The 25,629-nt window shown below is 69.3% G+C and carries 23 protein-coding genes; 19 read left to right on the forward strand and 4 right to left on the reverse strand.

Annotated features, from left to right (window positions below; genetic code table 11):
• Positions 1-150: 150 nt before the first annotated feature.
• Entirely contained in the window at positions 151-2,220 is a 2,070-nt protein-coding gene (locus tag BST28156_RS28985) for a bifunctional 2',3'-cyclic-nucleotide 2'-phosphodiesterase/3'-nucleotidase (protein WP_060246736.1), read from the reverse strand.
• Positions 2,221-2,544: 324 nt separating this feature from the next.
• Here BST28156_RS28985 and BST28156_RS28990 point away from each other — a divergent pair, with 324 nt between their 5' ends.
• The 10 genes from BST28156_RS28990 to BST28156_RS29035 all read left to right on the forward strand — a co-directional run bounded on the left by BST28156_RS28990 (position 2,545) and on the right by BST28156_RS29035 (position 11,568).
• On the forward strand, positions 2,545-3,669 hold the full coding sequence (locus tag BST28156_RS28990) for an MlaE family ABC transporter permease (RefSeq protein WP_060246738.1): 1,125 nt from the start codon (positions 2,545-2,547) through the stop codon (positions 3,667-3,669).
• Positions 3,666-4,622, forward strand: a complete 957-nt coding sequence (locus BST28156_RS28995) for an ABC transporter ATP-binding protein (protein WP_254596437.1) — start codon at positions 3,666-3,668, stop codon at positions 4,620-4,622. The genes BST28156_RS28990 and BST28156_RS28995 overlap by 4 nt, the downstream gene beginning before the upstream one ends.
• A 12-nt stretch (positions 4,623-4,634) precedes the next feature.
• Entirely contained in the window at positions 4,635-5,564 is a 930-nt protein-coding gene (locus BST28156_RS29000; protein WP_060246740.1) for an MlaD family protein, read from the forward strand.
• A 39-nt stretch (positions 5,565-5,603) separates the two neighbouring features.
• Entirely contained in the window at positions 5,604-6,227 is a 624-nt protein-coding gene (locus tag BST28156_RS29005; protein ID WP_060246937.1) for an ABC-type transport auxiliary lipoprotein family protein, read from the forward strand.
• A gap of 19 nt (positions 6,228-6,246) precedes the next feature.
• A complete protein-coding gene (locus BST28156_RS29010; RefSeq protein ID WP_174904037.1) occupies positions 6,247-7,398 on the forward strand; it encodes a VanZ family protein in 1,152 nt (383 codons plus the stop codon).
• 118 nt (positions 7,399-7,516) lie between these two features.
• Positions 7,517-7,834 (forward strand): (2Fe-2S) ferredoxin domain-containing protein, encoded by a 318-nt coding sequence (locus BST28156_RS29015; protein ID WP_009694928.1) that lies wholly within the window; start codon positions 7,517-7,519, stop codon positions 7,832-7,834.
• Positions 7,835-7,847: 13 nt separating this feature from the next.
• Positions 7,848-8,492: an alpha/beta hydrolase gene (locus BST28156_RS29020; RefSeq protein WP_174904038.1), complete on the forward strand. Its 645-nt coding sequence runs from the start codon at positions 7,848-7,850 to the stop codon at positions 8,490-8,492.
• A 476-nt stretch (positions 8,493-8,968) separates the two neighbouring features.
• Entirely contained in the window at positions 8,969-10,279 is a 1,311-nt protein-coding gene (locus tag BST28156_RS29025; protein ID WP_060246746.1) for a D-alanyl-D-alanine carboxypeptidase family protein, read from the forward strand.
• Between the two features lie 54 nt (positions 10,280-10,333).
• Positions 10,334-11,260 (forward strand): D-amino acid aminotransferase, encoded by a 927-nt coding sequence (locus tag BST28156_RS29030; RefSeq protein ID WP_069245352.1) that lies wholly within the window; start codon positions 10,334-10,336, stop codon positions 11,258-11,260.
• Entirely contained in the window at positions 11,260-11,568 is a 309-nt protein-coding gene (locus tag BST28156_RS29035) for an HP0495 family protein (protein WP_009694922.1), read from the forward strand. The genes BST28156_RS29030 and BST28156_RS29035 overlap by 1 nt, the downstream gene beginning before the upstream one ends.
• An 18-nt stretch (positions 11,569-11,586) precedes the next feature.
• Here BST28156_RS29035 and BST28156_RS29040 read toward each other — a convergent pair whose 3' ends face one another.
• Positions 11,587-12,531, reverse strand: coding sequence for a transcriptional regulator GcvA (locus tag BST28156_RS29040; protein WP_060246750.1), 945 nt, complete (start codon positions 12,529-12,531; stop codon positions 11,587-11,589).
• A gap of 102 nt (positions 12,532-12,633) precedes the next feature.
• Between BST28156_RS29040 and BST28156_RS29045 the strand changes: the two genes are divergently transcribed.
• The 6 genes from BST28156_RS29045 (at position 12,634) to BST28156_RS29070 (ending at position 17,834) form a co-directional block, all read left to right on the forward strand.
• Positions 12,634-12,960 (forward strand): DUF2917 domain-containing protein, encoded by a 327-nt coding sequence (locus tag BST28156_RS29045; protein WP_060246939.1) that lies wholly within the window; start codon positions 12,634-12,636, stop codon positions 12,958-12,960.
• An 83-nt stretch (positions 12,961-13,043) separates the two neighbouring features.
• On the forward strand, positions 13,044-13,790 hold the full coding sequence (lipB, locus tag BST28156_RS29050; RefSeq protein ID WP_174904039.1) for a lipoyl(octanoyl) transferase LipB: 747 nt from the start codon (positions 13,044-13,046) through the stop codon (positions 13,788-13,790).
• Complete coding sequence (gene lipA, locus BST28156_RS29055) at positions 13,783-14,778, forward strand: lipoyl synthase (RefSeq protein ID WP_060246753.1); 996 nt, start codon at positions 13,783-13,785, stop codon at positions 14,776-14,778. The genes lipB and lipA overlap by 8 nt, the downstream gene beginning before the upstream one ends.
• Positions 14,779-15,035: 257 nt before the next feature.
• Positions 15,036-16,052 carry a taurine ABC transporter substrate-binding protein gene (gene tauA / locus BST28156_RS29060; protein WP_060246756.1) on the forward strand — a complete coding sequence of 339 codons (1,017 nt, stop codon included), beginning with the start codon at positions 15,036-15,038 and terminating at the stop codon, positions 16,050-16,052.
• A 31-nt stretch (positions 16,053-16,083) separates the two neighbouring features.
• Positions 16,084-16,881: a taurine ABC transporter ATP-binding protein gene (locus BST28156_RS29065; RefSeq protein WP_174904040.1), complete on the forward strand. Its 798-nt coding sequence runs from the start codon at positions 16,084-16,086 to the stop codon at positions 16,879-16,881.
• Positions 16,881-17,834 (forward strand): ABC transporter permease subunit, encoded by a 954-nt coding sequence (locus BST28156_RS29070; protein WP_174904053.1) that lies wholly within the window; start codon positions 16,881-16,883, stop codon positions 17,832-17,834. The genes BST28156_RS29065 and BST28156_RS29070 overlap by 1 nt, the downstream gene beginning before the upstream one ends.
• A gap of 78 nt (positions 17,835-17,912) precedes the next feature.
• Here the strand turns inward: BST28156_RS29070 and ggt are convergent, their stop codons facing one another.
• Together ggt and BST28156_RS29080 are read right to left on the reverse strand one after the other, a co-directional pair.
• Positions 17,913-19,787, reverse strand: a complete 1,875-nt coding sequence (gene ggt / locus BST28156_RS29075) for a gamma-glutamyltransferase (protein ID WP_174904041.1) — start codon at positions 19,785-19,787, stop codon at positions 17,913-17,915.
• A gap of 113 nt (positions 19,788-19,900) precedes the next feature.
• Entirely contained in the window at positions 19,901-20,863 is a 963-nt protein-coding gene (locus BST28156_RS29080) for a LysR family transcriptional regulator (RefSeq protein WP_174904042.1), read from the reverse strand.
• A 219-nt stretch (positions 20,864-21,082) separates the two neighbouring features.
• Between BST28156_RS29080 and BST28156_RS29085 the strand changes: the two genes are divergently transcribed.
• The 3 genes from BST28156_RS29085 to BST28156_RS29095 are packed head-to-tail and all read left to right on the forward strand — an operon-like array spanning position 21,083 to position 25,602.
• Complete coding sequence (locus tag BST28156_RS29085) at positions 21,083-23,215, forward strand: 3-hydroxyacyl-CoA dehydrogenase NAD-binding domain-containing protein (RefSeq protein WP_174904043.1); 2,133 nt, start codon at positions 21,083-21,085, stop codon at positions 23,213-23,215.
• 31 nt (positions 23,216-23,246) lie between these two features.
• Positions 23,247-24,455, forward strand: coding sequence for an acyl-CoA dehydrogenase family protein (locus BST28156_RS29090; RefSeq protein ID WP_069245348.1), 1,209 nt, complete (start codon positions 23,247-23,249; stop codon positions 24,453-24,455).
• Positions 24,456-24,465: 10 nt separating this feature from the next.
• A complete protein-coding gene (locus BST28156_RS29095) occupies positions 24,466-25,602 on the forward strand; it encodes an acyl-CoA dehydrogenase family protein (RefSeq protein WP_174904044.1) in 1,137 nt (378 codons plus the stop codon).
• The last annotated feature ends 27 nt before the right edge of the window (positions 25,603-25,629 follow it).

A 25,629-nucleotide genomic window follows, 5' to 3' on the forward strand; every position in this document is an offset into this window, starting at 1 on the left:
AGCCGGCCGCCGCGACCGCGATCGCGACGGTCGCCGCGGCCGCCGCGAGCAGCGCGGCGGGCGGCAGCTGGATGCGCAGCAAGCGGCGCGCCGCGGCGGCGAAGCCGGTTTCGGCCGGCCGCATCGTCCGGATCGGTTGCATCGCGGGTCTCATTGCGTCAGGTCGATCTCGTAGGTTGCGAGGTTCTTGCCGGAGCCGTCGTCGGCCGCGACCTGCGTGATGCCGGTCAGGCCGGCCGCCGTCGCGTCGGCGAGCCGGTTCGGCGCAGACGCGAACTGCACGTGCGCGACCGAGCTCGCGAGCTTCGTGAAGCGCCAGCTGCGCTGGGCGCCGTCGGCCGCGCGCGTGATCTTGCCGCGCTGCTTGATGTACGCGATCAGCACATCGCGGTTCGCGTCGGGCGACGCGAAGATCGTCTTGCTGCCGTCGAGGCCCGGGAAGTTGCCGCCGCCGCTCGCGCGGTAGTTGTTGGTCGCGACGATGAACTGCGCGTTCGGATCGATCGGCGCGCCCTTGTACGCGAGCTGCTTGATCCGGCTGCCGACGGGTTGCGTGACGTCGATCTCGTACGTGAGGTCGGCCGACGTGAACATGTCGAAGTTGTAGCCGGGGAAGCTGCTGACGAGCGGCTGCACGGTCGCCTTCGTCGGGTCGATCGTGTTGAAGCGCTTCGCGGCCGTCTCGAGCCAGTTCTTCACGTCGGCGCCGCTCACTTTCGTCGCATAGACGGTGTTCGGATACAGGTAAAGGTCGGCCGCATTGTTGATCGCGAGCGCGCCCGGCGCGACGTCGGTGTAGTCGCTGCCGCCGCCGAAGCCGCTCTTGAACGGCGCACTGACCGACAGCACCGGCAGCGACGCGTATTGCGGCAGGTTCGCCTGCACGTAGCGCGCGACGTAGTCGGCCTGCGCCTCGTTGACGATCTGGATCGCGCCCGGATCGCCGACGTCCGCGAAGTACGAGTTCATCCGGTAGTCGGTCGAGCCGATCGGCGTCTTCACGTAGTCGATGGTCGCCTGGTGCTCGGCCGCGATCGCGGCGGAGACCGACGGGTCGGCTGCCACGTAGGTCTTGTCGGCGTTCTGGATCGGCCGCGCCTCGACGGTCGTCTGCGACTTGTCGACGGTCCACGTCCTGCCGTCGAACTTCAGGCCGAGCTTGATCACGCCGAGGTGCTTGCCCCAGTAGTTCGCCATCACGGTCGGCACGCCGTTGACGGTGCCCTTGACCTTGTCGACGCCCGGCAGGTTGAACTGCGGCACGGTGCTCGCCGCGTCCGGGAACACCTGGTGCGAGTGGCCGATCAGCATCGCGTCGATGCCGGGCACGGTCGACAGCCACCAGCTGCCGTTTTCCATCGTCGGCGAATAGGCGGAATTGTCGAGGCCGCCGTGCGAGATCGCGACGATCAGGTCGGCGCCCTTCGCGCGCATCTCGGGGATGTACTTCTGCGCGGCTTCCTTCAGGCCGGTCGTGTAGACCTTGCCGTCGAGCCAGCGCTTGTCCCAGTTCATGATCGCGGGCGGCGTGAAGCCGATGATGCCGACCTTCACCGGCGCGCTGACGGTCTTGCCGTCGGGCGTGGTCGCCGTCAGCGTGCGCGTCAGGATCGTGTACGGCGTGAACAGCGGCGCGTTGGTCTTCGCGCTGATCACGTTCGCGAGCACCTGCGGGAAGTTCGGGCCCGCGCACTTTTTCTGCTGCGCAGGCGCCGGCAGGCCGTCGACGTCGAACGTGCTGCCGGTCACCTGCGACAGGTACGGCAGCCCGTAGTTGAATTCGTGGTTGCCGATCCCGCCGCCGTCGAATTTCGCCGCGTTCATCACCTTGTAGATCGCGAGCGTCTGGTCGCAGCCGACTGGTTTCACGAGCGCCTGGTAATCCGACAGCGCGGTGCCCTGGATCGTGTCGCCGTTGTCGAGCAGCAGCGTGTTCGGATACTGCGCGCGGGCCTGCGCGATCAGCGTCGACACGCGCTCGAAGCCGAGCGAGTTGTCGGCGGCGAGCTTGAAATAGTCGTACGACAGCACGTTGGTGTGCAGGTCGGTCGTCTCCAGCACGGCCAGCGTCGCGGTCGTGCCGGCCGGCGCCTGCGCCGGCTGCTGCGACGCGGGAGGCGACGTGACGTCGTCGCCGCCGCACGCGGCGAGGGTGAACGCGAGGCTCGCGAGCGCGGCGGCGGCCGGTACGCGACGGCGGGGAAGCGAGGGGAGTCGCATCGAATGTCCTGTTTGGTGTTTTATCGTGACGAGGTGCGCAACGAGATGGCGGCGCGGCGCGCCGACGGCCTGACGTGCGGCGCGTGAGAGTATCGAAAGCAAACGTGACGGCAGAATGAAAGCTGTCGTCGTGCCGGTCCTCGCGCCGGGCTCCGCCGGGGCCGGACCGCGCCGGGCCGCATCTCGTCGCGAACGCCGGGCCCGGCCTCCCGCCGGTGCCGCGGCCGGCAGTCCGGGCCGCGCGTTCGCGCGGAAATCCTCACGTCGCGGCGCCGGTCGGTTCGCTACAATGGCCGCTGTCATTCATTTGCAAACAAACCGCCCTTGGACTTCGAGACCCCTCCCGGCCTGTCGGTCGACGCCGGCGGCCAGGGCCAGACCGTGCGCCTGACCGGCCAGTGGACCGCGCTCGCGCTCGCGCGCAATCGCGGCGCGGTCGTGCGCCGCGCCGAGAGCGTCGCGACCGGGCGCGTGAGCGAATGGGACTTGTCCGGCATCGGACGGCTCGACCACGTCGGCGGCCAGGCGCTGTGGCGCGTATGGGGCCGCAAGCTGCCGGCCGGCATCGCGCTGACGGCGACCCAGCGCACGATCTTCGAGCGCATCGAGCGGCTCGACAGCCAGCGCGAGGCGCCCGAGCGCATCGTGCGCGTCGATCCCGTCACGCGGCTCGGCCTGATGCTGTTCGCGTTCGCCGAGCACCTGCAGGGCGGCATCGCGATGTTCGGCCGCGTGATCCTCGATGCGCTGTCGGTGCTGCGCCGCCCGCAGACGATGCCGTGGAAGGAGACCTCCGCGAACATCTACAGCGCGGGCACGCAGGCGCTGCCGATCACGGCGCTGGTCGCGTTCCTGATCGGCATCGTGCTCAGCTACCTGTCCGCGCAGCAGCTGCAGATGTTCGGCGCGAACCGCTACATCGTGAACATCCTCGGGCTGTCGGTGATCCGCGAGCTCGGCCCGGTGCTGTCGGCGATCCTCGTCGCGGGCCGCTCGGGCTCGGCGATCACCGCGCAGATCGGCGTGATGCGCGTGACCGAGGAACTCGACGCGATGCGCGTGATGGGCATCCCGCACGGGCTGCGGCTGATTCTGCCGCGCGTGCTCGCGCTCGGCATCGCGATGCCGCTGCTCGTGATGTGGACCAACATCATCGCGCTGACGGGCGGCGCGCTCGCCGCGAAGCTCGTGCTCGGCATCGACGTCAACTATTTCGTGCGCTCGCTGCCGGGCGTGGTGCCGATCGCGAACCTGTACATCGGCGTCGGCAAGGGCGTCGTGTTCGGCATGCTGATCGCGCTGGTCGCCTGCCATTTCGGCTTCCGGATCAAGGCGAACTCGCAAAGCCTCGGCGAAGGCACGACGACCTCGGTCGTCACGTCGATCACGGTCGTGATCCTCGCCGACGCGGTGTTCGCGATCCTGTTCCAGAACGTGGGGCTCGGATGAATATGTCGAATCAGTCGGCAGCCGGTGCTGCGGCAGCCGGTGCTGCGCCGGCCGACGCAGCGACCGCCCATGCCGCGGCAGTCGCCGCCGCGTCGGTCGGCCCGTCGCCGGTGGCGACGCCGGCCGGCGACCTCGTGATCGAGGTGCGCAACCTGACCAAGCGCTACGGGCGCAACATCGTGCACCAGAAGCTCGATTTCGACGTGCGGCGCGGCGAGATCGTGTCGATCGTCGGCGGCTCGGGCTCGGGCAAGACGACGCTGGTGCGGCAGATCCTCGGCCTCGAGCGGCCGACGTCGGGCACGATCAAGGTGTTCGGCGACGATACGTCGACGATCGATGCGGCGACCGCGCGGCTGATGCGCACGCGCTCGGGCATGCTGTTCCAGCAGGGCGCGCTGTTCTCGTCGATGACGGTGTTCGACAACGTCGCGCAGCCGCTGCGCGAACTCGGCCGCGTGCCGCCCGACCTGCTGCACGACATCGTGATGCTCAAGCTCGAGATGGTCGGGCTGCCGTGCAAGCATGCGTCGAAGATGCCGGCCGCGCTGTCGGGCGGGATGGTCAAGCGGGTCGGCATCGCGCGCGCGATCGCGCTCGAGCCCGAGCTGCTGTTCCTCGACGAGCCGACCGCCGGCCTCGATCCGCAGGCGTCGGACGAATTCGTCGAGCTGATCGCGACGCTGCACCGCACGCTCGGGCTGACCGTCGTGATGGTTACGCACGATCTCGATACGATGGTCGCGCTGTCGACGCGCGTCGCGGTGCTGGCTGATCGCAAGGTGCTGGTCGCCGCGCCGGTCGAGGAGGCCGCGAACGTCGACCATCCGTTCATCCACGAATATTTCCTGGGGCTGCGCGGGCGCCGCGCGCTGCAGGCGTTGCCGCCCGAGCGGCGCGCGAAGCTGCCGAAGGCGGCCCTCGAACCGGCGCTGTCGAGCGTCGAGCTGTAAAGGAACCCGCGAATGGAAAACAAATCACATGCGTTCTGGGCCGGTCTGTTCACGATCGCGCTGACGCTCGCGATCGCGGGCACGGTGTTCTGGTTCAACGTCGATCGCACCGTGCGCGTGCCGTACGACCTGATCGCGCGCACCAACGTGACGGGCCTGTTCCCGGACGCGGCCGTGCGCTTTCGCGGCCTCGACGTCGGCAAGGTGCAGTCGATCGGCTTCGATCGCACGCATCCGGGCCAGATCCGGATCCGGATCCTCGTCGATCACGACGCGCCGATCACGCAGTCGACCTACGGCAGCCTCGGCTTCCAGGGCGTGACCGGCATCGCGTTCGTGCAGCTCGAGGATACGGGCCGCGACCTGTCGCCGCTGCCGTCGTCGCCGAAGTCGATCGCGCAGATCCCGATGCGGCCGAGCCTGTTCGACCAGCTGCAGGAGCGCGGCGACGTGCTGCTGCGGCAACTCGAACTGGCCGCGAAAAGCGCGAACCAGCTGATGTCGCCGGAGATGCGCGAGCAGCTGCGCGCGACCGCCGAAAGCATGCAGCACGCGGCGGACGGCGTGACGACGCTGTCGAAGCAGCTCGGCCCGGCGGTCGCCGCGCTGCCGCAGACGATGCACGAGGTCGATCGCACGATGGCGTCGGCGAACACGCTGCTGCAGCCGAACGGGCCGCTGGTCGCGAACCTGAACAAGGCCGGCACGGCCGCCGAGCAGGTCGGCGTCGCGCTGAACGACCTCAATGCGCGCGTGCAGTACGACACGCTGCCGCGCTTCAATGCGCTGGCGGGCAGTGTCGGCGACGCGTCGCGGCAGCTGAAGGACGTCGCCGGTGAACTCGGCCGCAATCCGAGCAGTCTGTTGTTCGGCTCGCCGGGTTCGGCGCCGGGGCCCGGCGAACCGGGTTTCGTCTGGCCGGGCTCGGCCGCCGCCCGCTGAAACACTTCGCACAACCGGATCATCATGCAGGAACACGCCATGCCACGAATCCTCGACCGCGCGCTGCGCCCGGCCGCGGCCACGCTCGCCGTGCTGACGCTCGCGCTGGCCGCCGGCTGCGCCGGCAACAGCGCGGCGCTGTCGAACATCCGCTACGACCTCGGGCCGGCGGCGCCGGTCGCGACGGCCGGCAGCGGCCCTGCGCTGAAGGTGCTCGATGTCGCCGCGCCGGAAGCGCTCGACTCGGACAAGTTCGTCTATCGCCTCGCGTACGCGGACGCGCAGCGCACGGCCGTCTATCGCGACAGCCGCTGGACCGCGCCGCCCGCGCAACTGCTCACGCAGCGGCTGCGCGGCGCGCTGTCGTCGCGCGGCACGGTGCTCGAAGGCTCGGACGGCGTGCGCGCGCCGACGCTGAAGGTCGACCTGAGCGAGTTCGAACAGGTGTTCGACGGGCAGTCGCAGAGCCATGGCGCCGTCACCGCGCGCGCGACGCTGATGCAGGACGGCAAGGTGCTCGGCCAGCGCACGTTCGTGTCGCGCGCGCCGTCGAGCACGCCCGACGCGGCAGGCGGCGCGCGCGCACTTGCGTCGGCGAGCGACGAGCTCGTGTCGCAGATCGCCGCATGGGTCGGCATGCAGGCATACGCGGGCTCGCCGTAATGCGCGACGCGCAGCCGCGATGAGCGCGCCCGGCCCGCATCGCGCGTCGTCGCTGGCGCGGCAGGCTTTCGCCGCGTATGCGGCGCTCGTCGTCTATGCGTCGCTGTATCCGTTCGAGGGCTGGACCTCGCTCGGCATCGGGCCGTTCGACTATCTGTTCGCACCGATGCAGCGCTACGTGACCGCGTTCGACGTGGTCACCAACGTGCTCGGCTACATGCCGTTCGGCGCGCTCGCCGTGCTGGCGCTGCACCCGCGCTGGCGCGGCGTGTCCGCGACGCTGATCGCGGGCGGCCTCGGCGTGCTGCTGTCGGGCACCATGGAGGCGCTGCAGACCTATCTTCCGACGCGGGTCGCGTCGAATCTCGATCTGGCCGCCAATTCGCTCGGCGCGTTGCTCGGCGCGGCGTTCGTCGCGCCGGCCGCCGGCGCGCTGCTCGATCGCGGCGTGCTGCGGCGGCTGCGCTTCGCGTGGTTCGAGGCCGACGGCGCGACGCCGCTGCTGCTCGCCGGGCTGTGGCCGTTCGCGATCCTGTTCCCGTCGCCGTTCCTGTTCGGCATCGGCGACTGGCCGGCTGCGCTGTGGGAGCGCGCCGATGCGTCGATGCAGGATGCGCTGCTCGCGTGGCTGCCGGCCGCGTGGCGCGTCAGCGAATGGCCGGAGCGCATCGACGGCTGGCTGTCCGATTCGGGGTGGGAAGCCGCGCTCGGCGGGCTGATGCTGTTCGCCGCGCTGGCGATCGCGTCGCTCGCGATGCGCCCGCGCGCGCCGCGCGTGCGGCTGCTGATCGCGTTCGTCGTCGCGACGCTCGTGTTGAAGGCGGCCGCGACCTTCATGCAGTCGGCCACCGGCCTCGTCGTCGTATGGGCGACGCCCGGCGCGCGGCTCGGCATCGAGCTCGGTTTCGCGGCGGCGCTTGTCGCGCTGCGCGTGCCCGACGCGTGGCGCGCGGCGCTCGCGGCCGTCGCGTTGCTGGCCGGCGTCGTGCTGGTCAACCTGCTGCCGGTCAATCCGTTCTTCGACTTCACGCTGTCGGGCTGGCGGCAGGGCCGCTACGTGCACTTCAACAGCATCGCGCGCTGGCTCGCGTGGATCTGGCCGTACGCGGCGCTGATCTGGCTCGGCCAGCGCGTCGAGCGCGCGTGGCTGCCGGCCGCGGCGCGCCGCTGACGCGCACCGGGCAGCGGCGCGCGCCGCTCGTTATAATCGTCCGCACCGCCGTCGCACCGCGCGACGGCGTCCCACCCTCTATCCGTCCGGCGCTGCCGGGCCGCTCGTCGCCACCATCATGGATTCCTACTACCAGCACCACGTCTTCTTCTGCCTGAATCAGCGCGAACCGGGCGCCGACCGTCCGAGCTGCGCGCAATGCGACGCGCAGACCATGCAGGAATACGCGAAAAAGCGCGTGAAGGAACTCGGCCTCGCCGGGCCCGGCAAGGTCCGCATCAACAAGGCCGGCTGCCTCGACCGTTGCGAGGAGGGGCCGGTGATGGTCGTGTATCCGGAAGGCACGTGGTACACGTATGTCGACAAGGCCGACATCGACGAGATCGTCGAATCGCACCTGCGCGACGGCCAGGTCGTCGAGCGCCTGAAGATCTGAGCGGGCCGGCCGAATGAACGTTCATACACAGAAGTCGCTGATCGCAGGCCCGGTCGGGCAGATCGAAATCGCGCTGGACCTGCCCGACGCCGTGCGGGAAGGCTGCGCCGCGCCGCGCGGGATCGCGCTGGTCGCGCATCCGCATCCGCTGTTCGGCGGCACGATGGACAACAAGGTCGCGCAGACGCTCGCGCGCACGCTCGTGCAGCTCAACTACGTCGTCTACCGCTCGAACTTCCGCGGCGTCGGCGCGACCGAAGGCGTGCACGACAACGGCATCGGCGAGGCCGACGACCTGCTCGCGGTGCTCGCGCACATGCGCGCACAGCCTGCGTACGCGGACTTGCCGCTGGTGCTCGCGGGCTTCTCGTTCGGCACCTTCGTGCTGTCGCATGTCGCGAAGCGGCTGCGCGACGCAGGCGAGGCGATCGAGCGGATGGTGTTCGTCGGCACGGCCGCGAGCCGCTGGCAGGTCGCCGACGTGCCCGAGAACACGCTGGTGATCCACGGCGAAACCGACGACACCGTGCCGATCGCGTCGGTGTACGACTGGGCGCGGCCGCAGGAACTGCCGGTCGTCGTGATCCCCGGCGCCGAGCATTTCTTCCATCGCAAGCTGCACGTGCTGAAGCGCGTCGTGATCGATGCGTGGCACTGAGCCGCCGAGCCTCTAACCTCTGAGCCACCGAGCCGCCATGTGCGGCGGCTCGCGTCATCGTGACGCATCCGCGCGGCAGTCGGTATTACCGCTCGCCGCGCGCCGGCGCAACCCGACTTGCGCTGCGCCTGCGCATGCCTTTCGCGCGGCTTCGACCGCGATCCCGAGCAGCGTGGCCGCTATCCTGCCGATGCCGGTGTGCGGCCGTCCGGCGCCTGGTTCGCGAAAACGCGTTTCGCGGCCACGTATAATGGCCGCATTTCGCGTCGCCCGCGGCCCGGCTGGGCCCATGCGGCGCTCGTTTCGCCGCCGCTTTGCCCGCTCGCGACGGCCGCGAACCGAACGCGTCCGCACGAGTCCAACCGGCGCGTTTCGCGTCGCCCGGCGTTTCGGGCGAGCGCCCGAAACGCGCGCCGCCTTGCCGTTCAACCCTGCGCGTTTCGCGCCGCACTTTCTGCCATCAGCCTGAATCGATCATGCGTCTGTCTTCCCAAGGCCTCAAGTCCCTCGCTTCCTCCATTGCCTTCGGCACCGCCGCGCGCAACGTCGCGCTCGGCGTGATGCTGCCTGTCGCGCTCGCGTCGACGATCGTCGTCGCCGAGGCGAAGCCGGCCGCCAAGGCCAAGGCCGCGCATGCGGCGCCCGCCGCCGAGCAGTTCACCGGCGCGCCCGCGACCTTCATGCCGGGCGCGGTGCCGCCGCCGGGCGTGAACGCGCGCTCGTGGGTGCTCGTCGATGCGACCAGCAACACCGTGCTCGCGTCGGGCAATGCGGACGAACGCGTCGAGCCGGCGTCGCTGACCAAGCTGATGACCGCGTACCTCGTGTTCGAGGCGCTCGACAAGAAGAAGATCTCGATGGAGCAGATCGTCACGCCGAGCGAAGCGGTGCGCCGCGTCGGCCGCGACGAGTCGCGCATGTTCATCGAGGCGAACAAGCCGGTGTCCGTGCACGACCTCGTGTACGGGATGATCATCCAGTCGGGTAACGATGCGGCGATCGCGCTGGCCGAACTGGTCGGCGGCAGCGAAGCGCAGTTCGTCACGATGATGAACGACGAGGCGCAGCGCCTCGGCATGAAGGGCACGCACTTCGCCGACGTGAACGGCATGCCCGACCCGAACCACTACACGACGGCCGGCGACCTCGCGAAGCTGTCCGCGCACCTGATCCGCGATTTTCCGCAGTACTACAGCATCTTCTCGGAGAAGGAATTCAAGTACAACAACATCCGCCAGGGCAACCGCAACCGTCTGCTGTGGCTCGACCCGACGGTCGACGGCCTGAAGACGGGCCATACGCAGGCGGCCGGCTACTGCCTGATCGCGTCGGCCAAGCGCGCGATTCCGGGTTCGGACGGCCAGCGCCGCCTCGTGTCGGTGATGATGGGCGAGCAGAAGGAAGGCGAGCGCACGCAGGACAGCATGAAGATGCTGAACTACGGCTACAGCGCGTTCGACGCGGTACGCCTGTTCAAGGGCGGCCAGGCGATCTCGACGCCGCGTCTCTACAAGGGCAAGGAGAACACCGTGCAGGTCGGCGTGAAGAGCGACCAGTGGGTGACCGTGCCGCGCGGCCTCGGCGACAAGGTCAAGCCGGAAGTCGACGTCAACGCGCCGCTGATCGCGCCGCTCGCCGAAGGCCAGCAGGTCGGCACCGTGAAGATCGTCGCCGACGGCAAGACGCTGTCGGAATTCCCGGTCGTCGCGCTGCAGGCTGTGCCGGAAGCGGGTATCTTCGGTCGTATCTGGGACTCGATCCTGCTGATGTTCAGCAAGAAGAAGTAAGCGAGTCAGCGACGGGCCTTTGTTTCGACGACTTCATCCCCATCTGGTATAGCCATGAGCCAAGCCGAATTCGATCCGATCGTCTACCTGAGCGTGTCCGCGCAGGAAGAATGGGTGCCGCTGTCGCAGGCCCGTATTCCGGTGCTCGACCGCGGTTTCATCTTCGGCGATGGCGTGTATGAAGTCGTCCCCGTCTACGCGCACGACGGCGCGCACGTGCCGTTCCGGATCGCGCAGCATCTGGAGCGGCTCGAGCGCAGCCTGAAGAAGATCGGCATCGCCAATCCGCACGACGAAGCGGGCTGGCGCGCGCTGATCGAGCGCATCGTCGCGGAGAACGCGCCAGGGCTCGGCAGCCGCGACGCGACCGTCTATCTGCAGGTCACGCGCGGCGTCGCGAAGCGCGGCCACGCGTTTCCCGCGCATGCGGTGCCGACCGTGTTCGCGATGACGAATCCGCTGAGCCTGCCGTCCGCCGACGAGCGCGCGCGCGGCGTGCGCTGCGTGACGGCCGAGGATCGCCGCTGGCTGCATTGCGACATCAAGTCGACGTCGCTGCTCGGCAACGTGCTGATGGCGCAGCATGCGGCCGAGCGCGACGCGTTCGAGACGCTGCAACTGCGCGACGGCAACCTGACCGAAGGCTCGTCGTCGAACGTGTGGATCGTGAAGAACGGCGAGCTGCTCGCGCCGCCGCGCAGCAACCGGATCCTCGAGGGGATCCGCTACGCGCTGCTCGAGGAACTGGCCGACGAATGCAAGATCCCGTTCGTCGCGCGCGAGATCAGCGAGCCGGAGTTGCGCGCGGCCGACGAAATCATGATCACGTCGGCCACGAAGGAAGTGCTGCCCGTCACGTCGCTCGACGATCTGCCCGTGCAGGGCGGCAAGCCGGGCCCCGTGTTCGCGGCGTTGTACGACGCGTACCAGCGCGCGAAGGCGCGCGAGTTTGAACAGTTTGACCTAACCCGGAGAAAATGATGAGCGAACCGACCAAAACCATCGAGGTGACCGGCGCGATCGATACCCGGAAGGAGTCGCTGCTGGAGTTTCCGTGCGATTTCCCGATCAAGATCATGGGCAAGGCGCACCCGGAATTCAAGGACACGATCTTCAAGGTCGTCAGCGTCCACGACAATGAAATCGACCTCGAGAAGATCGAGGAGCGCGCATCGAGCGGCGGCAACTACACGGGCCTGACGATCACCGTGCGCGCGACGAGCCAGGAGCAGCTCGACAACATCTACCGTGCGCTGACCGGCCATCCGATGGTCAAGGTCGTGCTCTGATCCTCCTTCCCCCCGCGCTCACGCGGCGGCGGATTTCCCCGCCGCGCGACGCGCGTCCAGCTCGTCGCACAGCAGCTTGAACGCCGCGACTTCCTGAAGTATCCAGGTCCTGAACGCCTGCACGCGCGGCGCGCTCAGCAGCGGCGTCGGACACACGAAGTAGTAGTGCCACGGGCTCGGCCCGTCGATGTCGAACAGGCGCACGAGCCGCCCCTCCAATACTTCATGCACCGCCAGCGAGCGCCGCACGAGCGCGATGCCCTGGCCGTCGATCGCGGCCTGCAGCAGGTTCGACGAATCCTGGTACAGGATCCCGCGCTTCGGCTCGGTCAGCGTGTCGAGCCCGGCCGCGTCGAACCACGGCCGCCACAGCTCGTCGTCCGAGCGCAGCAGGTTGTAGTGGACGAGATCGGCGGGCGTCTGCGGCAGCTTGCCGCCGTTCAGCGTCGGCGCGCAGGCCGGAAAGAACACTTCCTCGAACAGCGGCTCGACGTAGAGCCCCGGGTAGCTGCCGAAGCCGAAGCGGATCGCGAGGTCGACGTCGTCGCGCGCGAAATCGGTGAGGGAATTGGTCGACTGCAGCTCGATGTCGATTTCCGGATGCCGCTCGATGAAGGTGCCGATCCGCGGCGTCACGAAGCGCGCGGCGAACGACGACAGCATCGAGATCACCAGCCGCCGGTCGCGGTCGCTCGCGCGCACCTGGCGCGTCGCGTCGGCGAGCATCATCAGCGCGGTGCGGACCTGCTGCGCGTAGCGCATGCCGGCGTCGGTCAGGCACAGCCGCTTGCCGTTGCGCGTGAACAGCTGCACGCCGAGCTCCTCCTCGAGCGCACGCACCTGATGGCTGACCGCGCCGTGCGTGACGAACAGTTCGTCGGCGGCGCGCGAGAAATTCTCGTGACGGGATGCGGCCTCGAACGCGCGGATCGCGTTCAGTGCGGGGAGCTGTCGGAGGTCCATTTGCTAATTTTCCTCACATCGACGTGAAAATTGGTCGTTTGGTCGGATGCCTTTAAATGTCTACGATTGTAGCCATCGAAGCACTTTTTGGCGGAGCCGATCATGCAAGAAATTTCTTCAAGCATCACGTTCGAGATACCTGCCGGCGAAACCGTGCCGATGAAGGTTCAGCGCAGCACGCGGCTGACGGTCCAGTGCGGGCCGGTGTGGGCGACGCGCAGCAACGACGTCGACGACTACTTCCTCGTCGACGGCGAGACGCTGCGGCTGCGTCGCGGCGAGCGGCTGTGGCTCAGCGCGGAAGGCGCGCAGGGCGCGTGCGTCGCGTTCTCGGTGTCGCGGCCGCCGAAGGAGGTGGCATTCGGCGGGCTCGCGCGGCTGCGCGAACGCGTCGGCGCGATGTTCCGCGACGGCTGGCGCACGGTCTGACACCGCTTCTCCGCGACGGATGCTGGCGATCCGTCCCTTTCACAGGCCGGCGAGACGCATGGGTTTTCGGTAAACTACCGCCCATGTCCGTCTCGCCGGTTTCCATCGTGTCCACGCCTGTTGTCGTTCCCGCATCCCCGGCAGGGTCGCCGGTCCAGCCGGTCACCGTGCGGTGGCGGGGCGTCGAGGCCTACGAGACGAGCTTCGACGCGATGCGCGCGTTCACCGATACGCGCACGGCCGACTCCGGCGACGAGATCTGGGTGGTCGAGCATCCGCCCGTCTACACGCTCGGGCAGGCGGGCGATCCGGCCCACCTGCTGGTCGCCGACAGCGGCGTGCCGCTCGTCAAGGTCGACCGCGGCGGACAAATCACCTATCACGGCCCCGGCCAGATCGTCGTCTATCTGCTGCTCGACTTGCGCCGCCGCAAGCTGATGGTGCGCACGCTGGTGACGAAGATCGAGGAGGCCGTGATCGAAACCCTCGCGGCGTATAATCTCGCTTCGGTCCGCAAGGCGGGCGCGCCGGGCATCTATGTGGCATCCGGCGTGCACGAGGGCGCGAAGATCGCGGCCCTCGGCCTGAAGATCCGCAACGGCTGCAGCTATCACGGGCTGAGCCTGAACGTGAAGATGGATCTGCGCCCGTTTCTCGCGATCAATCCGTGCGGCTATGCCGGACTGGAAACCGTCGACATGGCGAGCCTCGAGGTTGCCGCCGACTGGAACGACGTCGCCCATACGCTGGTGGGGCGTCTGATTGCCAACCTCGACGGCGAAACCGCGGCCGCCGACAAGCCGCAGGCACTGGAACATTCGAATGACTGACGTTACCGCTTCCCCCGCACCGGCCGATTCGGCCGCGACGACCGCTGCGTACGATCCGACCGCCAAGCAGAAGGCGCAGGCCAAGACCGCGCGCATTCCGATCAAGGTCGTGCCGATCGAGAAGCTGAAGAAGCCCGAGTGGATCCGCGTGAAGGCGGCCACCGGCAGTTCGCGCTTCAACGAGATCAAGACGATCCTGCGCGAGCACAACCTGCACACCGTGTGCGAGGAAGCGAGCTGCCCGAACATCGGCGAATGCTTCGGCAAGGGCACCGCGACGTTCATGATCATGGGCGACAAGTGCACGCGCCGCTGCCCGTTCTGCGACGTCGGCCACGGCCGCCCCGATCCGCTCGACGCGGACGAGCCGAAGAACCTCGCGCGCACGATCGCGGCGCTCAAGCTCAAGTACGTGGTGATCACGAGCGTCGATCGCGACGATCTGCGCGACGGCGGCGCGGCCCACTTCGTCGAGTGCATCCGCGAAGTGCGCGAGCAGTCTCCGGAAACGCGCATCGAGATCCTGACGCCGGACTTCCGCGGCCGTCTCGACCGCGCGATCTCGATCCTGAACGCGGCGCCGCCCGACGTGATGAACCACAACCTCGAAACGGTGCCGCGCCTGTACAAGGAAGCGCGCCCCGGTTCGGACTATGCGCACTCGCTGAAGCTGCTGAAGGACTTCAAGGCGCAGCATCCGGACGTCGCGACGAAGTCGGGCCTGATGGTCGGCCTCGGCGAGACCGAAGAGGAAATCCTGCAGGTGATGCGCGACCTGCGCGCGCACGACGTCGACATGCTGACGATCGGCCAGTACCTGCAGCCGTCGGAGCACCATCTGCCGGTGCGCGCGTACGTGCATCCGGATACGTTCAAGATGTACGAGGAAGAGGCGTACAAGATGGGCTTCACGCACGCGGCCGTCGGCGCGATGGTGCGCTCGAGCTATCACGCCGATCTGCAGGCGCATGGGGCGGGGGTGGTTTGAGCGTCCGCGTTTCCAGCCCTGCATGAAGCCATGCAACCGAACAAGCCCGCAGCGATGCGGGCTTTTTCGTTGATGCGGCCGCCGGCCGCGTATTCGCACGACAATCGCCATCCGACCGGACGCACGATCCAATCCAGCGTGAAAAGCAAAGCTGAAACGCCGTCGATAGCTTCGCAGGATAAGTTCGCTCCCGCCGCGCGCAAACCTCCTATAGTCGGCTCTCCCGCAGCAATGCCCGCATTCCGAAGGAGAGCCGCATGTCCCGTTTCAGCTTCGTCCGCCGCGCCGTCGTCGCGCTGACCGCATTCGCCGCGCTCGGCGCGGCACACGCCGAATCGCGCGAGGTCGTGATCGCGTATCAGGACATGGTCGTGCCGTGGCGCTACGCGCAGGCGAGCGGTGAAGTCGAAAAGGCGACCGGCTACAAGGTCACGTTCCGCAAGCTCGACAGCGGGGCCGACGTGATCCGCGCGCTCGCATCGGGCTCGGTGCAGCTCGGCGAGGCCGGGTCGAGCCCGATCGCGGCCGGGCTGTCGCAGGGCCTCGACATCTCGCTGTTCTGGGTGCTCGACAACATCAACGACGCGGAGGCGCTCGTCGCGCGCAACGGCTCGGGCGTGACCAGCATCGCGGCGCTGAAAGGCAAGAAGATCGGCGTGCCGTTCGTGTCGACCTCGCACTTCCATACGCTCGTCGCGCTGCAGGCCGCGGGCGTCAATCCGAACGACGTGAAGATCGTCAACCTGCGTCCGCCCGAAGTCGCGGCCGCATGGACGCGCGGCGACATCGACGCGACCTACATCTGGGATCCGGTGCTCGCGAAGGTCAAGCAGTCGGGCACGGTGCTGACGACGTCGGGCCAGGTCGCGAAGGAAAGCGGCAAGGCGACCTTCGACGGCTTCGTCGTGAACCGCAAGTTCGCGCGCGACAACCCCGAATTCGTCGCGCGCTTCGTCAAGGTGCTCGCATCGGCCGACGCCGACTACCGCGCGCACACGGCCGCGTGGAAGGTCGGCTCGCCGCAGGTCGCGGCGGTGGCGAAGGTGTCGGGCGCGAATGCGCAGGACGTGCCGGCAAGCCTCGCGCTGTACGCGTTCCCGACGCCGGCCGAGCAGGCATCGCCGACCTGGCTCGGCGGCGGCGCGCAGTCGGGCGCCGCGAAGTCGCTCGCGGCCACCGCCGCGTTCCTGAAATCGCAGGGCACGATCCAGACGGTGCTGTCCGACTACTCGGTCGGCGTCGATCCTCAGTTCGTGCAGAAGGCCGCGCGCTGAGCGCGGCGATCCTCACGCGGAGCCTTCGATCATGAGCACGCTGGAAGTCCGTCAGGTATCGGTCGCCTATCCGGGTGAGCGCGGGCGGCCGACGACGCAGGCGCTCGCGCACGTCGACCTGCGCATCGACGCCGGTGAATTCGTCGTCGCGCTCGGCGCATCCGGGTGCGGGAAGACGACGCTGCTGAACTGCATGGCCGGCTTCGTCGCGCCGACGACGGGCGAGGTGCGCGTCGACGGCGTGCCGATCGACGGCCCCGGCGCCGATCGCGGCGTCGTGTTCCAGAAATACGCACTGCTGCCGTGGCTCGACGTGCTCGACAACGTTGCGCTCGGGCTGCGCTTCGCGCGCGTGTCGAAGGCCGAACGCGAGGCGCGCGCCACCGAGATGCTCGCGCTCGTCGGGCTCGAGCGTCATGCGCATGCGCGCGTGTACGAGCTGTCGGGCGGGATGCAGCAGCGTGTCGGCATCGCGCGCGCGCTCGCGAGCGATCCGCGCGTGCTGCTGATGGACGAGCCGATGGGCGCGCTCGACGCGATGACGCGCGGCACGATGCAGGCGCTCGTGCTCGACGTGTGGGCGCGCACGCGCAAGACGGTGTTCTTCATTACGCACGACGTCGAGGAGGCGCTGTTCCTCTCGACGCGCCTCGTCGTGATGACGCCCGGCCCCGGTCGGATCGCCGAAACCTTCGAACTGCCGTTCGCGCGCCGCTATGTCGAATCGCGCGATGCGCGCGCGGTGAAGTCGTCGCCCGATTTCATCGCATGGCGCGAGCGCTTGATCGCGTATCTGCATCGTGACGAAACGCTCGGGGAGGTCGCATGATGCGCGAACTGGCGCGACAGGGCGTGTCCGTCGGACGCGGCCGGAACAGCACTTTGCACAGGCAGGACAGCATGAGCACGCAGGATTCGTGGGCGGCCGAGCGCGCGCCCGCCGGTTTCGCCGAGGACGATCGCACCGCGCCGCCGCGCGCGGCACGCGCCGTGCACCGCTACCGGCTGCCGGGGCAGGGAAGCACGGCAGGGCTGAGCGCAGCGACGGTCGCCGCGCTGGCCGTGCTGTGGTGGGTCGCGACGCACCGGCAGTGGCTGCCGCCGTTGTTCCTGCCCGCGCCGGAAGCTGTCTGGACCGCCTTCGTCGACGCGTGGCACGGCCGCATCCAGGGCGGGCTGCCGTTGTCCGAGCATCTGCTGTGGAGCGCCGCGCGCGTGTTCGGCGCGTTCGTGCTCGCGACCGCGATCGGCGTGCCGGCCGGCATCCTGATGGGCGTGAGCCGCATCGCGCGCGGCGTGCTCGATCCGCTGCTGGAGTTCTACCGGCCGCTGCCGCCCCTCGCGTATCTGCCGCTCGTCGTGATCTGGTTCGGCATCGACGAGACGGCGAAGCTCGTCGTGATCTTCCTCGCCTGCTTCGCGCCGATCGCGATGGCCGCGCGCGCCGGCGTGCGCGCGGCGACGGTCGAGCAGATCAACGCCGCGTATTCGCTCGGCGGCAGCTTCGCGCAGATCGTGCGCCACGTCGTGCTGCCGGCCGCGCTGCCGGAGATCCTCACCGGCCTGCGGATCGCGATCGGCTTCGGCTGGACGACGCTCGTCGCGGCCGAGATGGTCGCCGCGACGGCCGGGCTCGGGCAGATGGTGCTCAACGCATCGAGCTTCCTGCGCACGGACATCGTCGTGATGGGGATCCTGATCATCGGCCTGATCGCGTGGCTGTTCGATCTCGCGATGCGCTGGATCGAGCGGCGCGTGGTGCCGTGGAAGGGGCGCGGGTGACGGCACGCGTGGCGCGCCGTTTTCGGCGACGCATGCGGCGCTCGGCTGCCTGACAGCGTTCGACCTGCCTGCCGCCGCTCAATCCCCCATCGCGACGCCTTCGCGCCGCGGGTCCGAGCCGCCGAACCACACCGTCTGCCCCTGCACGTTGAGCCGCTGGATCCCCTGCAGTCCCGAATTCATTTCGACGACCTGCACGTTGTGTCCGCGTCCCTTCAGCCCGTCGACGAGCGCGTCCGACACGCGGCCGCGTTCGAGCTGCGTCGGCCCGTTGGTCGAGCCGAAGTTCGGCAGCGCGATCGCCTGCTGCATCGTCATCCCCCAGTCGAGCACGCCGATCAGCGCCTTCGCGACGTGGTTGATGATCGCCGGGCCGCCCGCCGAACCGACGATCATCGTCACCTGCCGGGTCTGCTTGTCGAACACGAGCTCGGGCGACATCGCCGAGCGCGGGCGCTTGCCGGGCTGCACGCGGTTCGCGACCGGCCGGCCGTTCTCGCTCGACACGAACGAGAAGTCGGTGAGCTGGTTGTTCAGCAGGAAGCCGCGTACCATCAGCCGCGAGCCGAATGCGTCCTCGACGCTGGTCGTCATCGACAGCGCCTGGCCGTAGCGGTCGACGATCGCGATGTCCGAGGTCGACGGCAGCTCGGGGCTGCGATCGTCGGCCATCGCGAGCGTTGCGCCCTGCGGCGTGCCGGCCTGCGCGACGCCCATGCTGGTGTCGCCGATCAGGTGCGCGCGCTGCGCGAGATAGGTCTTGTCGGTGAGGCTCGCCCAGTTGCCGCCCGGCAGCGGCACGAAGTCGGGATCGGCGACGTAGCGCGCGCGGTCCGCATACGCGAGGCGCCCGGCCTCGCTGAACAGGTGCGCGGCGAATGGCGTCGGCTCGTAGCCGACCTCGTTGCGCACCGGTTTCTGCGCGCCGATCTGCTGCCAGTCGGGCATCGCTTCGAGAATGCCGAGCATCTGCGCGATCGCGAGGCCGCCCGACGACGGCGGCGGCATCCCGCACACCACCGAGCGCCGGTAGTCGGTGCACAGCGGCGCGCGCACCTTCGCCTTGTAGCGCGCGAGATCCTGCAGCGACAGCAGGCCCGGATTGGTCGGGTGCTTCCTCACCTTCGCGACGATGTCGCGCGCGATCGCGCCCGTGTAGAACGCGTTCGCGCCGCGATCGGCGACCTGTCGCAGCACGACCGCGAGCGCCGGATTCTTCAGCACCGTGCCGGCCGCCTTCGGTGTGCCGTCCTGGTTGTAGAAGTACGCGCGCGCGGCCGGATCGTTCGCCAGATAGTGGTCGTTCGCGATCAGCCTCGCGAGCCGCGGGCTGATCGCGAAGCCGTGCTCGGCGAGCCGGATCGCAGGCTGGAACAGCCGCCGCCACGGCAGCTTGCCGTGCGCGCGATGCGCGGCCTCGAGCATGCGCAGCACGCCCGGCGTGCCGACCGAGCGGCCGCCGACGACGCCTTCGTAGAAACTCATCGGCTGGCCGGTCGGGCCGTAGAACAGATGATCGGTGGCGGCGGCCGGTGCGGTTTCGCGGCCGTCGTACGCCTGCGTCGACTTGCCGTCGAAGTACAGCATGAACGCGCCGCCGCCGAGCCCCGACGACTGCGGCTCGACGAGCGCGAGCACCATCTGCGTCGCGATCGCCGCGTCGATCGCGGTGCCGCCGGCCTTCAGCATGTCGTGGCCGGCCTGCGTCGCGAGCGGGTTCGCGGCCACGATCATGTCGCGCTGCGCGGTCCAGCCCGGCTTGTCGGTCCAGCCGCTCGACAGCTCGGGCGCATGAAAGCCGGGCAGCGGCGCGGCGGGGCCCGATGCGGCGACCGGCACGACCGCGCCCGACGGTGGTGCGGACGGCGACGTGCACGCGGCGTTGAACGCGACGAGCGCGATGGCGGCGATCAGCGTCCAGGGACGCGCGGGCGGACGAATCCGGTCGAACATGGAACCCTCGGCAGCAGTGAATTCGAAGGAGGCGGCGGTTTTCCGCGGCGGGCCGTCAGCGCGGGCGAGCGGCCGTGCGGCTGCGGCAGGCGCTGCGCGGGCGCCCCGGCGCGCTATTGTCGCCGCGCGGCCGGCGGCTTGTCATCCGACAAAAAACCCTGACGCATCGCGTCCGGCCCGCGCCGGCCGGTCTTTCCGGCCTGTTCGAGGATGAACTCTATGAAGGTCGAGGTCGCGCGCGTGTGATGCCGGTTCGGCATGTACAGCATGTACATGTGCGTGCCGAAGATGCTGAGCCGGTACGCGTCGAGCGACGTGACGATGTCGCCGCGCCGCATGTCGTCGTGCACCACGTAGTCGGGCACGATGCCGACGCCGATGCCGGCGAGGATCGCCTGCCGCAGGAACAGGAAGTTCTCCGAGACGAGCGTCGGTTCGAGCAGCACCTCGTGGCGCTCGTCGCCGAGATACGCGGCGATCCGCAGTTGCCGGCCCATCACCGTCGCGGTGACGACCGGCCCGGCCGACAGCGCGTCGAGGCTCGCCGGCATCCCGTGCTCGGCTGCGTACGCGGCCGACGCGCACGCGACGTAGCGCACCGCGCCCATGTCGCGCGCGACGAGGTTCGGCGGCGGCTCGGGCATCACGCGCACCGCGATGTCGATCTCGTCGCGCATCAGGTCCTCGACGCGGTTCTCGAACACCACGTCGAGCACGATGCCCGGATGCAGCCGCTTGAACGCGAGCAGCCAGTCGGCCATCACCATCTGCCCGTAGCCGCTCGGCACCGACAGCCGCACGCGGCCCTGCAGGTCCTGACCGAGCGTCGTCACCGATTCCTGCGCCGCGAGCAGTTCGTTGCGGATGCGCCGGCCGTGCTCGTACAGCTTCAGGCCGATCTCGGTCGGCTCGATGCGCCGCGTCGTGCGCCGCACGAGCTGCTGGCCGATCGAGCGCTCGAGCTGGTTCAGCCGGTAGCTGACGTTCGCGCGGCTCATCTTGAGCCGCTGCGCGGCCTTGCTGAGATTGCCCGCGTCGAGGATCTCGACGAGCAGCGTCAGCGCGTTCAGGTCCATGCGTATGCTCCCGATCCGCCCCGTTCGACGGACGGCTGGCGTAGTCAATGTCAAGTCAGACTTGACAGCTTGTAAAAGCTCGCTGGAATTGTCAATGAATCTCGATCAATCGAGAATCGAGTCATGCCCGGCATGCAGCCGGATCCTTCCCCGCGTTCCTGCTTTTCCGCTTTCGCGAATCCGGCGCCGATGCGCGCGCCGCCGCGTCAAGGAGACACGATGAATTCACCCGCTTTCCCCGCTACCCCGACCGGCACCGTCACGCGCGAGCGCCGCGACAAGGTGCTGGTCGTCACGGTCGATCATCCGCCGGTCAATGCGCTGTCCGCCGACGTGCGGCGCGGCCTCGCCGACGCGCTCGACGCCGCGCAGGCCGACGACGCGGTCCGCGCGGTGCTGGTCGTCGGCGCCGGCCGCAACTTCATCGCGGGCGCCGACATCCGCGAATTCGGCAAGCCGCCGGTGCCGCCGTCGCTGCCCGACGTCTGCGCGCGCATCGAATCGAGCGCGAAGCCGGTGGTGGTCGCGCTGCACGGCGCGACGCTCGGCGGCGGCCTCGAGGTCGCGCTGGCCGCGCATTACCGGCTCGCGGTGCCCGGCACCAAGCTCGGGCTGCCCGAGGTCACGCTCGGCCTGCTGCCGGGCGCGGGCGGCACGCAGCGCGCGCCGCGGCTGATCGGCGCGCAGGCCGCGCTCGACCTGATGCTGACCGGCCGCCACGTGGGCGCGGACGAGGCGCTCGCGCTCGGCCTCGTCGATCGCGTCGCGCACAGCGACGACACGCTCGCCGAAGGTCTCGCGTATGCGCAGGAACTGCTGTCGCTCGGCGCCGGCGTGCGGCGCACGCGCGATGCGCAGGGCCTCGCCGATCGCGCGGCCGCGCAGGCCGCGATCGACGCGGCGCGCGCCGAGCTGCCGAAGAAGTCGCGCGGGCTGTTCTCGCCGGCGAAGATCGTCGACGCGGTCGAGGCCGCGCTCACGCAGCCGTTCGACGCGGGGATGAAGCTCGAGCGCAGCCTGTTCCTGCAGTGCGTCGACAGCCCGCAGCGCGCGGGCCTCGTGCATGCGTTCTTCGCGGAGCGCGAAGCCGCGAAGGCGCCCGAGGCGCGCCGCGCGAACGCGCGGCCGGTCGAGCGCATCGGCGTGGTCGGCGGCGGCACGATGGGCGCGGGCATCGCGGTCGCGGCGCTCGACGCGGGGCTGCCCGTGACGATGATCGAACGCGACGAAGCGTCGCTCGCGCGCGGCCGCGCGCATGTCGAGAAGGTCTACGACGGCCTCGTCGCGAAGGGGCGCATGACGCCGGCCGCGCGCGCGGCGCGGCTCGCGCGCTTCAAGGGCAGCACGTCGTACGATGCGCTCGCGCAGGCCGACGTCGTGATCGAGGCCGTGTTCGAGGACATGGCGGTGAAGCAGGCCGTGTTCGCCGAACTCGCGCGCGTGTGCAAGCCGGGCGCGGTGCTCGCGACCAACACGTCGTATCTCGACATCGACCGGATCGCCGCGAGCATCGACCGGCCGTCCGACGTGATCGGCCTGCATTTCTTCTCGCCGGCCAACGTGATGAAGCTGCTCGAGATCGTCGTGCCGGCCCGCGTGAGCGCGGACGTCGTCGCGACCGCGTTCGCGCTCGCGAAGCAGCTGAAGAAGACGCCGGTGCGCGCCGGCGTGTGCGACGGCTTCATCGGCAACCGGATCCTCGCGGTCTATCGCACCGCGGCCGACTATCTGATGGAAGACGGCGCGTCGCCGTACCAGATCGATCGCGCGGTGCGCGAATTCGGCTTCCCGATGGGCCCGTTCCAGGTCGTCGACCTCGCGGGCGGCGACATCGGCTGGGCGACCCGCAAGCGCCGGGCGGCGACGCGCGACCCGCGCGCGCGCTACGTGGAAATTTCCGACCGGCTGTGCGAGCGCGGCTGGTTCGGCCAGAAGACCGGGCGCGGCTACTACCTGTATCCGGACGGCGCGCGCGTCGGCACGCCGGACCCGGAAGTCGAGGCGATCGTCGCGGAAGAGCGCGCGAAGAAGGGCATCGCGCCGCGCACGTTCACCGACGACGAAATCCTGCGCCGCTACCTCGCGGCGATGATCAACGAAGGCGCGAACGTCGTGCACGAGAAGATCGCGCTGCGCCCGCTCGACGTCGACGCGGTGTTCCTGCACGGCTACGGCTTCCCGCGCTATCGCGGCGGCCCGATGCACTACGCGGACACGGTCGGCCTCGCGAACGTGCTCGCCGACATCCGCGCGTTCGCGAAGGAGGATCCGCTGTTCTGGACGCCGTCGCCGCTGCTCGTCGAACTCGTCGGGCGCGGCGCGGATTTCGCGAGCCTGAACCGCGTCGACTGAACCCCGCCACCGCATTCGCAACGGACTTACGATGGACCTCAATTTCACTCCCGAAGAGGAAGCGTTCCGCACCGACGTACAGCGCTTCCTCGCCGCTGAACTGCCCGAGCGCATGGCGCGCAAGGTGAAGGGCGGCCTGCACCTGACGCGCGACGACATGCGCGAATGGCATGCGATCCTCAACGCGCGCGGCTGGCTCGCGAGCCACTGGCCGCGCGAATACGGCGGCCCCGGCTGGAGCGTCGCGCAGAAGTTCCTGTTCGACAACGAGTGCGCGCTCGCGGGCGCGCCGCGCATCGTGCCGTTCGGCGTGAACATGCTCGGGCCGGTGCTGATCAAGTACGGCAGCGAAGCGCAGAAGCGCCACTGGCTGCCGCGCATCCTCGACGGCTCCGACTGGTGGTGCCAGGGCTACTCGGAGCCGGGCGCCGGCTCGGATCTCGCGTCGGTGAAGACGAGCGCGGTGCGGCGCAGGGACGCGCAGGGCGATCACTACATCGTGAACGGCCAGAAGACGTGGACCACGCTCGGCCACTACGCGAACATGATCTTCTGCCTCGTGCGCACCGCGACCGACGTGCGCAAGCAGGAGGGCATCAGCTTCCTGCTGATCGACATGAACACGCCGGGCGTCGAGGTGCGCCCGATCGTCACGCTCGACGGCGAGCACGAAGTCAACGAGGTGTTCTTCACCGACGTGCGCGTGCCGGCCGAGAACCTCGTCGGCGAGGAGAACCGCGGCTGGACCTATGCGAAATACCTGCTCACCTACGAGCGCACCAACATCGCGGGCGTCGGCTTCTCGACGGCCGCGCTCGACCGGCTGCGCGCGGTCGCCGCGAAGCTGACGAAGAACGGCCGGCCGCTCGCCGACGATCCGTTCTTCGCGGCGCGCGTCGCGCGCGTCGAGATCGAGCTCGACAACATGCGCACGACCAACCTGCGCGTGCTCGCCGCGGTCGCGGGCGGCGGCGCGCCGGGCGCGGAAAGCTCGATGCTGAAGATCCGCGGCACGCAGATCCGCCAGGAGATCACGTCGTTGATGCGGCGCGCGATGGGGCCGTATGCGCAGCCGTTCGTCGACGACGCGCTCGACGCCGACTACGACGGCGAGCCGGTCGGGCCCGACGAAGCCGCGAGCGCGGCGCTGCAGTACTTCAACAACCGCAAGCTGTCGATCTTCGGCGGCTCGAACGAGATCCAGAAGAACATCATCGCGAAGATGATGCTCGGGCTGTAAGGGAGCGACGATGGATTTCCAGCACACAGAAGACCGCCGGATGCTGGCGGACACGTTGAACCGCTTCATCGCCGAGCAGTATCCGTTCGCGGTGCGCGATCGCATCGCGCAGTCGGCCGACGGGTTCGATCGCGCGATGTGGCAGCGCTTCGCCGAGCTCGGCGCGATCGGCGCGCTGTTTCCGGAGGCCGACGGCGGCTTCGGCGGCGCGGGCTTCGATATCGCGGTGGTGTTCGAATGCCTCGGCCGCGGGCTCGTCGTCGAACCGTTTCTCGGCGCCTTGCTCGCGGGGCGCGCGCTTGCGCTCGCCGGCGGCGACGCGCATCGCGCGAAGCTCGCGGCGCTGATCGACGGCAGCGCGAGCGCCGCGTTCGCGCACGACGAGCCGGGCTCGCACTACGAACTGACGACCGTGCGCACGCGCGCCGAGCGTTCCGGTGACGGCTGGGTGTTGACGGGCGCGAAGGGCGTCGTCGAGCAGGCCGCGCAGGCCGCGTTCTTCGTCGTCAGCGCGCGCGTCGCGGGCGCCGACGACGACGCGGCCGGCATCGGCCTGTTCGTCGTGCCCGCCGACGCACCGGGCGTGTCGCTGCGCGACTACCGGAAGATCGACGGCGGCCGCGCGGCCGAGCTGCGCTTCGAGCGCGTCGCGCTGCCGGCCGATGCCGCGCTTGTCGACCCGCACGGCGAGCAGGGCGCCGCACGGCTCGAGCAGGTGCTCGGCTTCGGGCTGCTCGCGCTGTCGGCGCAGGCGCTCGGCGCGATGGACGTCGCGAAGGAATACACGCTCGACTACCTGCGCACGCGCAAGCAGTTCGGTATGCCGATCGGCAGCTTCCAGGCGCTGCAGCACCGCATGGCCGACCTGCTGCTCGAGGTCGAGCAGGCGCGCTCGGCGGTGATCAACGCGGCCGCGCAGCTCGACGCGCCGCGCCTGGTGCGCGAACGCGCGCTCGCGGCGGCGAAATACACGATCGGCCGGATCGGCACGCTGGTCGCCGAGGAGAGCATCCAGCTGCACGGCGGGATCGGCATGACCTGGGAGCTGCCGCTGTCGCACTACGCGAAGCGCCTCGTGATGATCGATCACCAGCTCGGCGACGAGGACCACCATCTCGCACGCTATATCGCGCTGTCGAAACAGTAAGCGCGACCACTCGAATGGAGGAGACAG

It is taken from the genome of Burkholderia pseudomultivorans (assembly GCF_902499075.1).
GTDB classification, from domain to species: Bacteria; Pseudomonadota; Gammaproteobacteria; order Burkholderiales; family Burkholderiaceae; genus Burkholderia; species Burkholderia pseudomultivorans.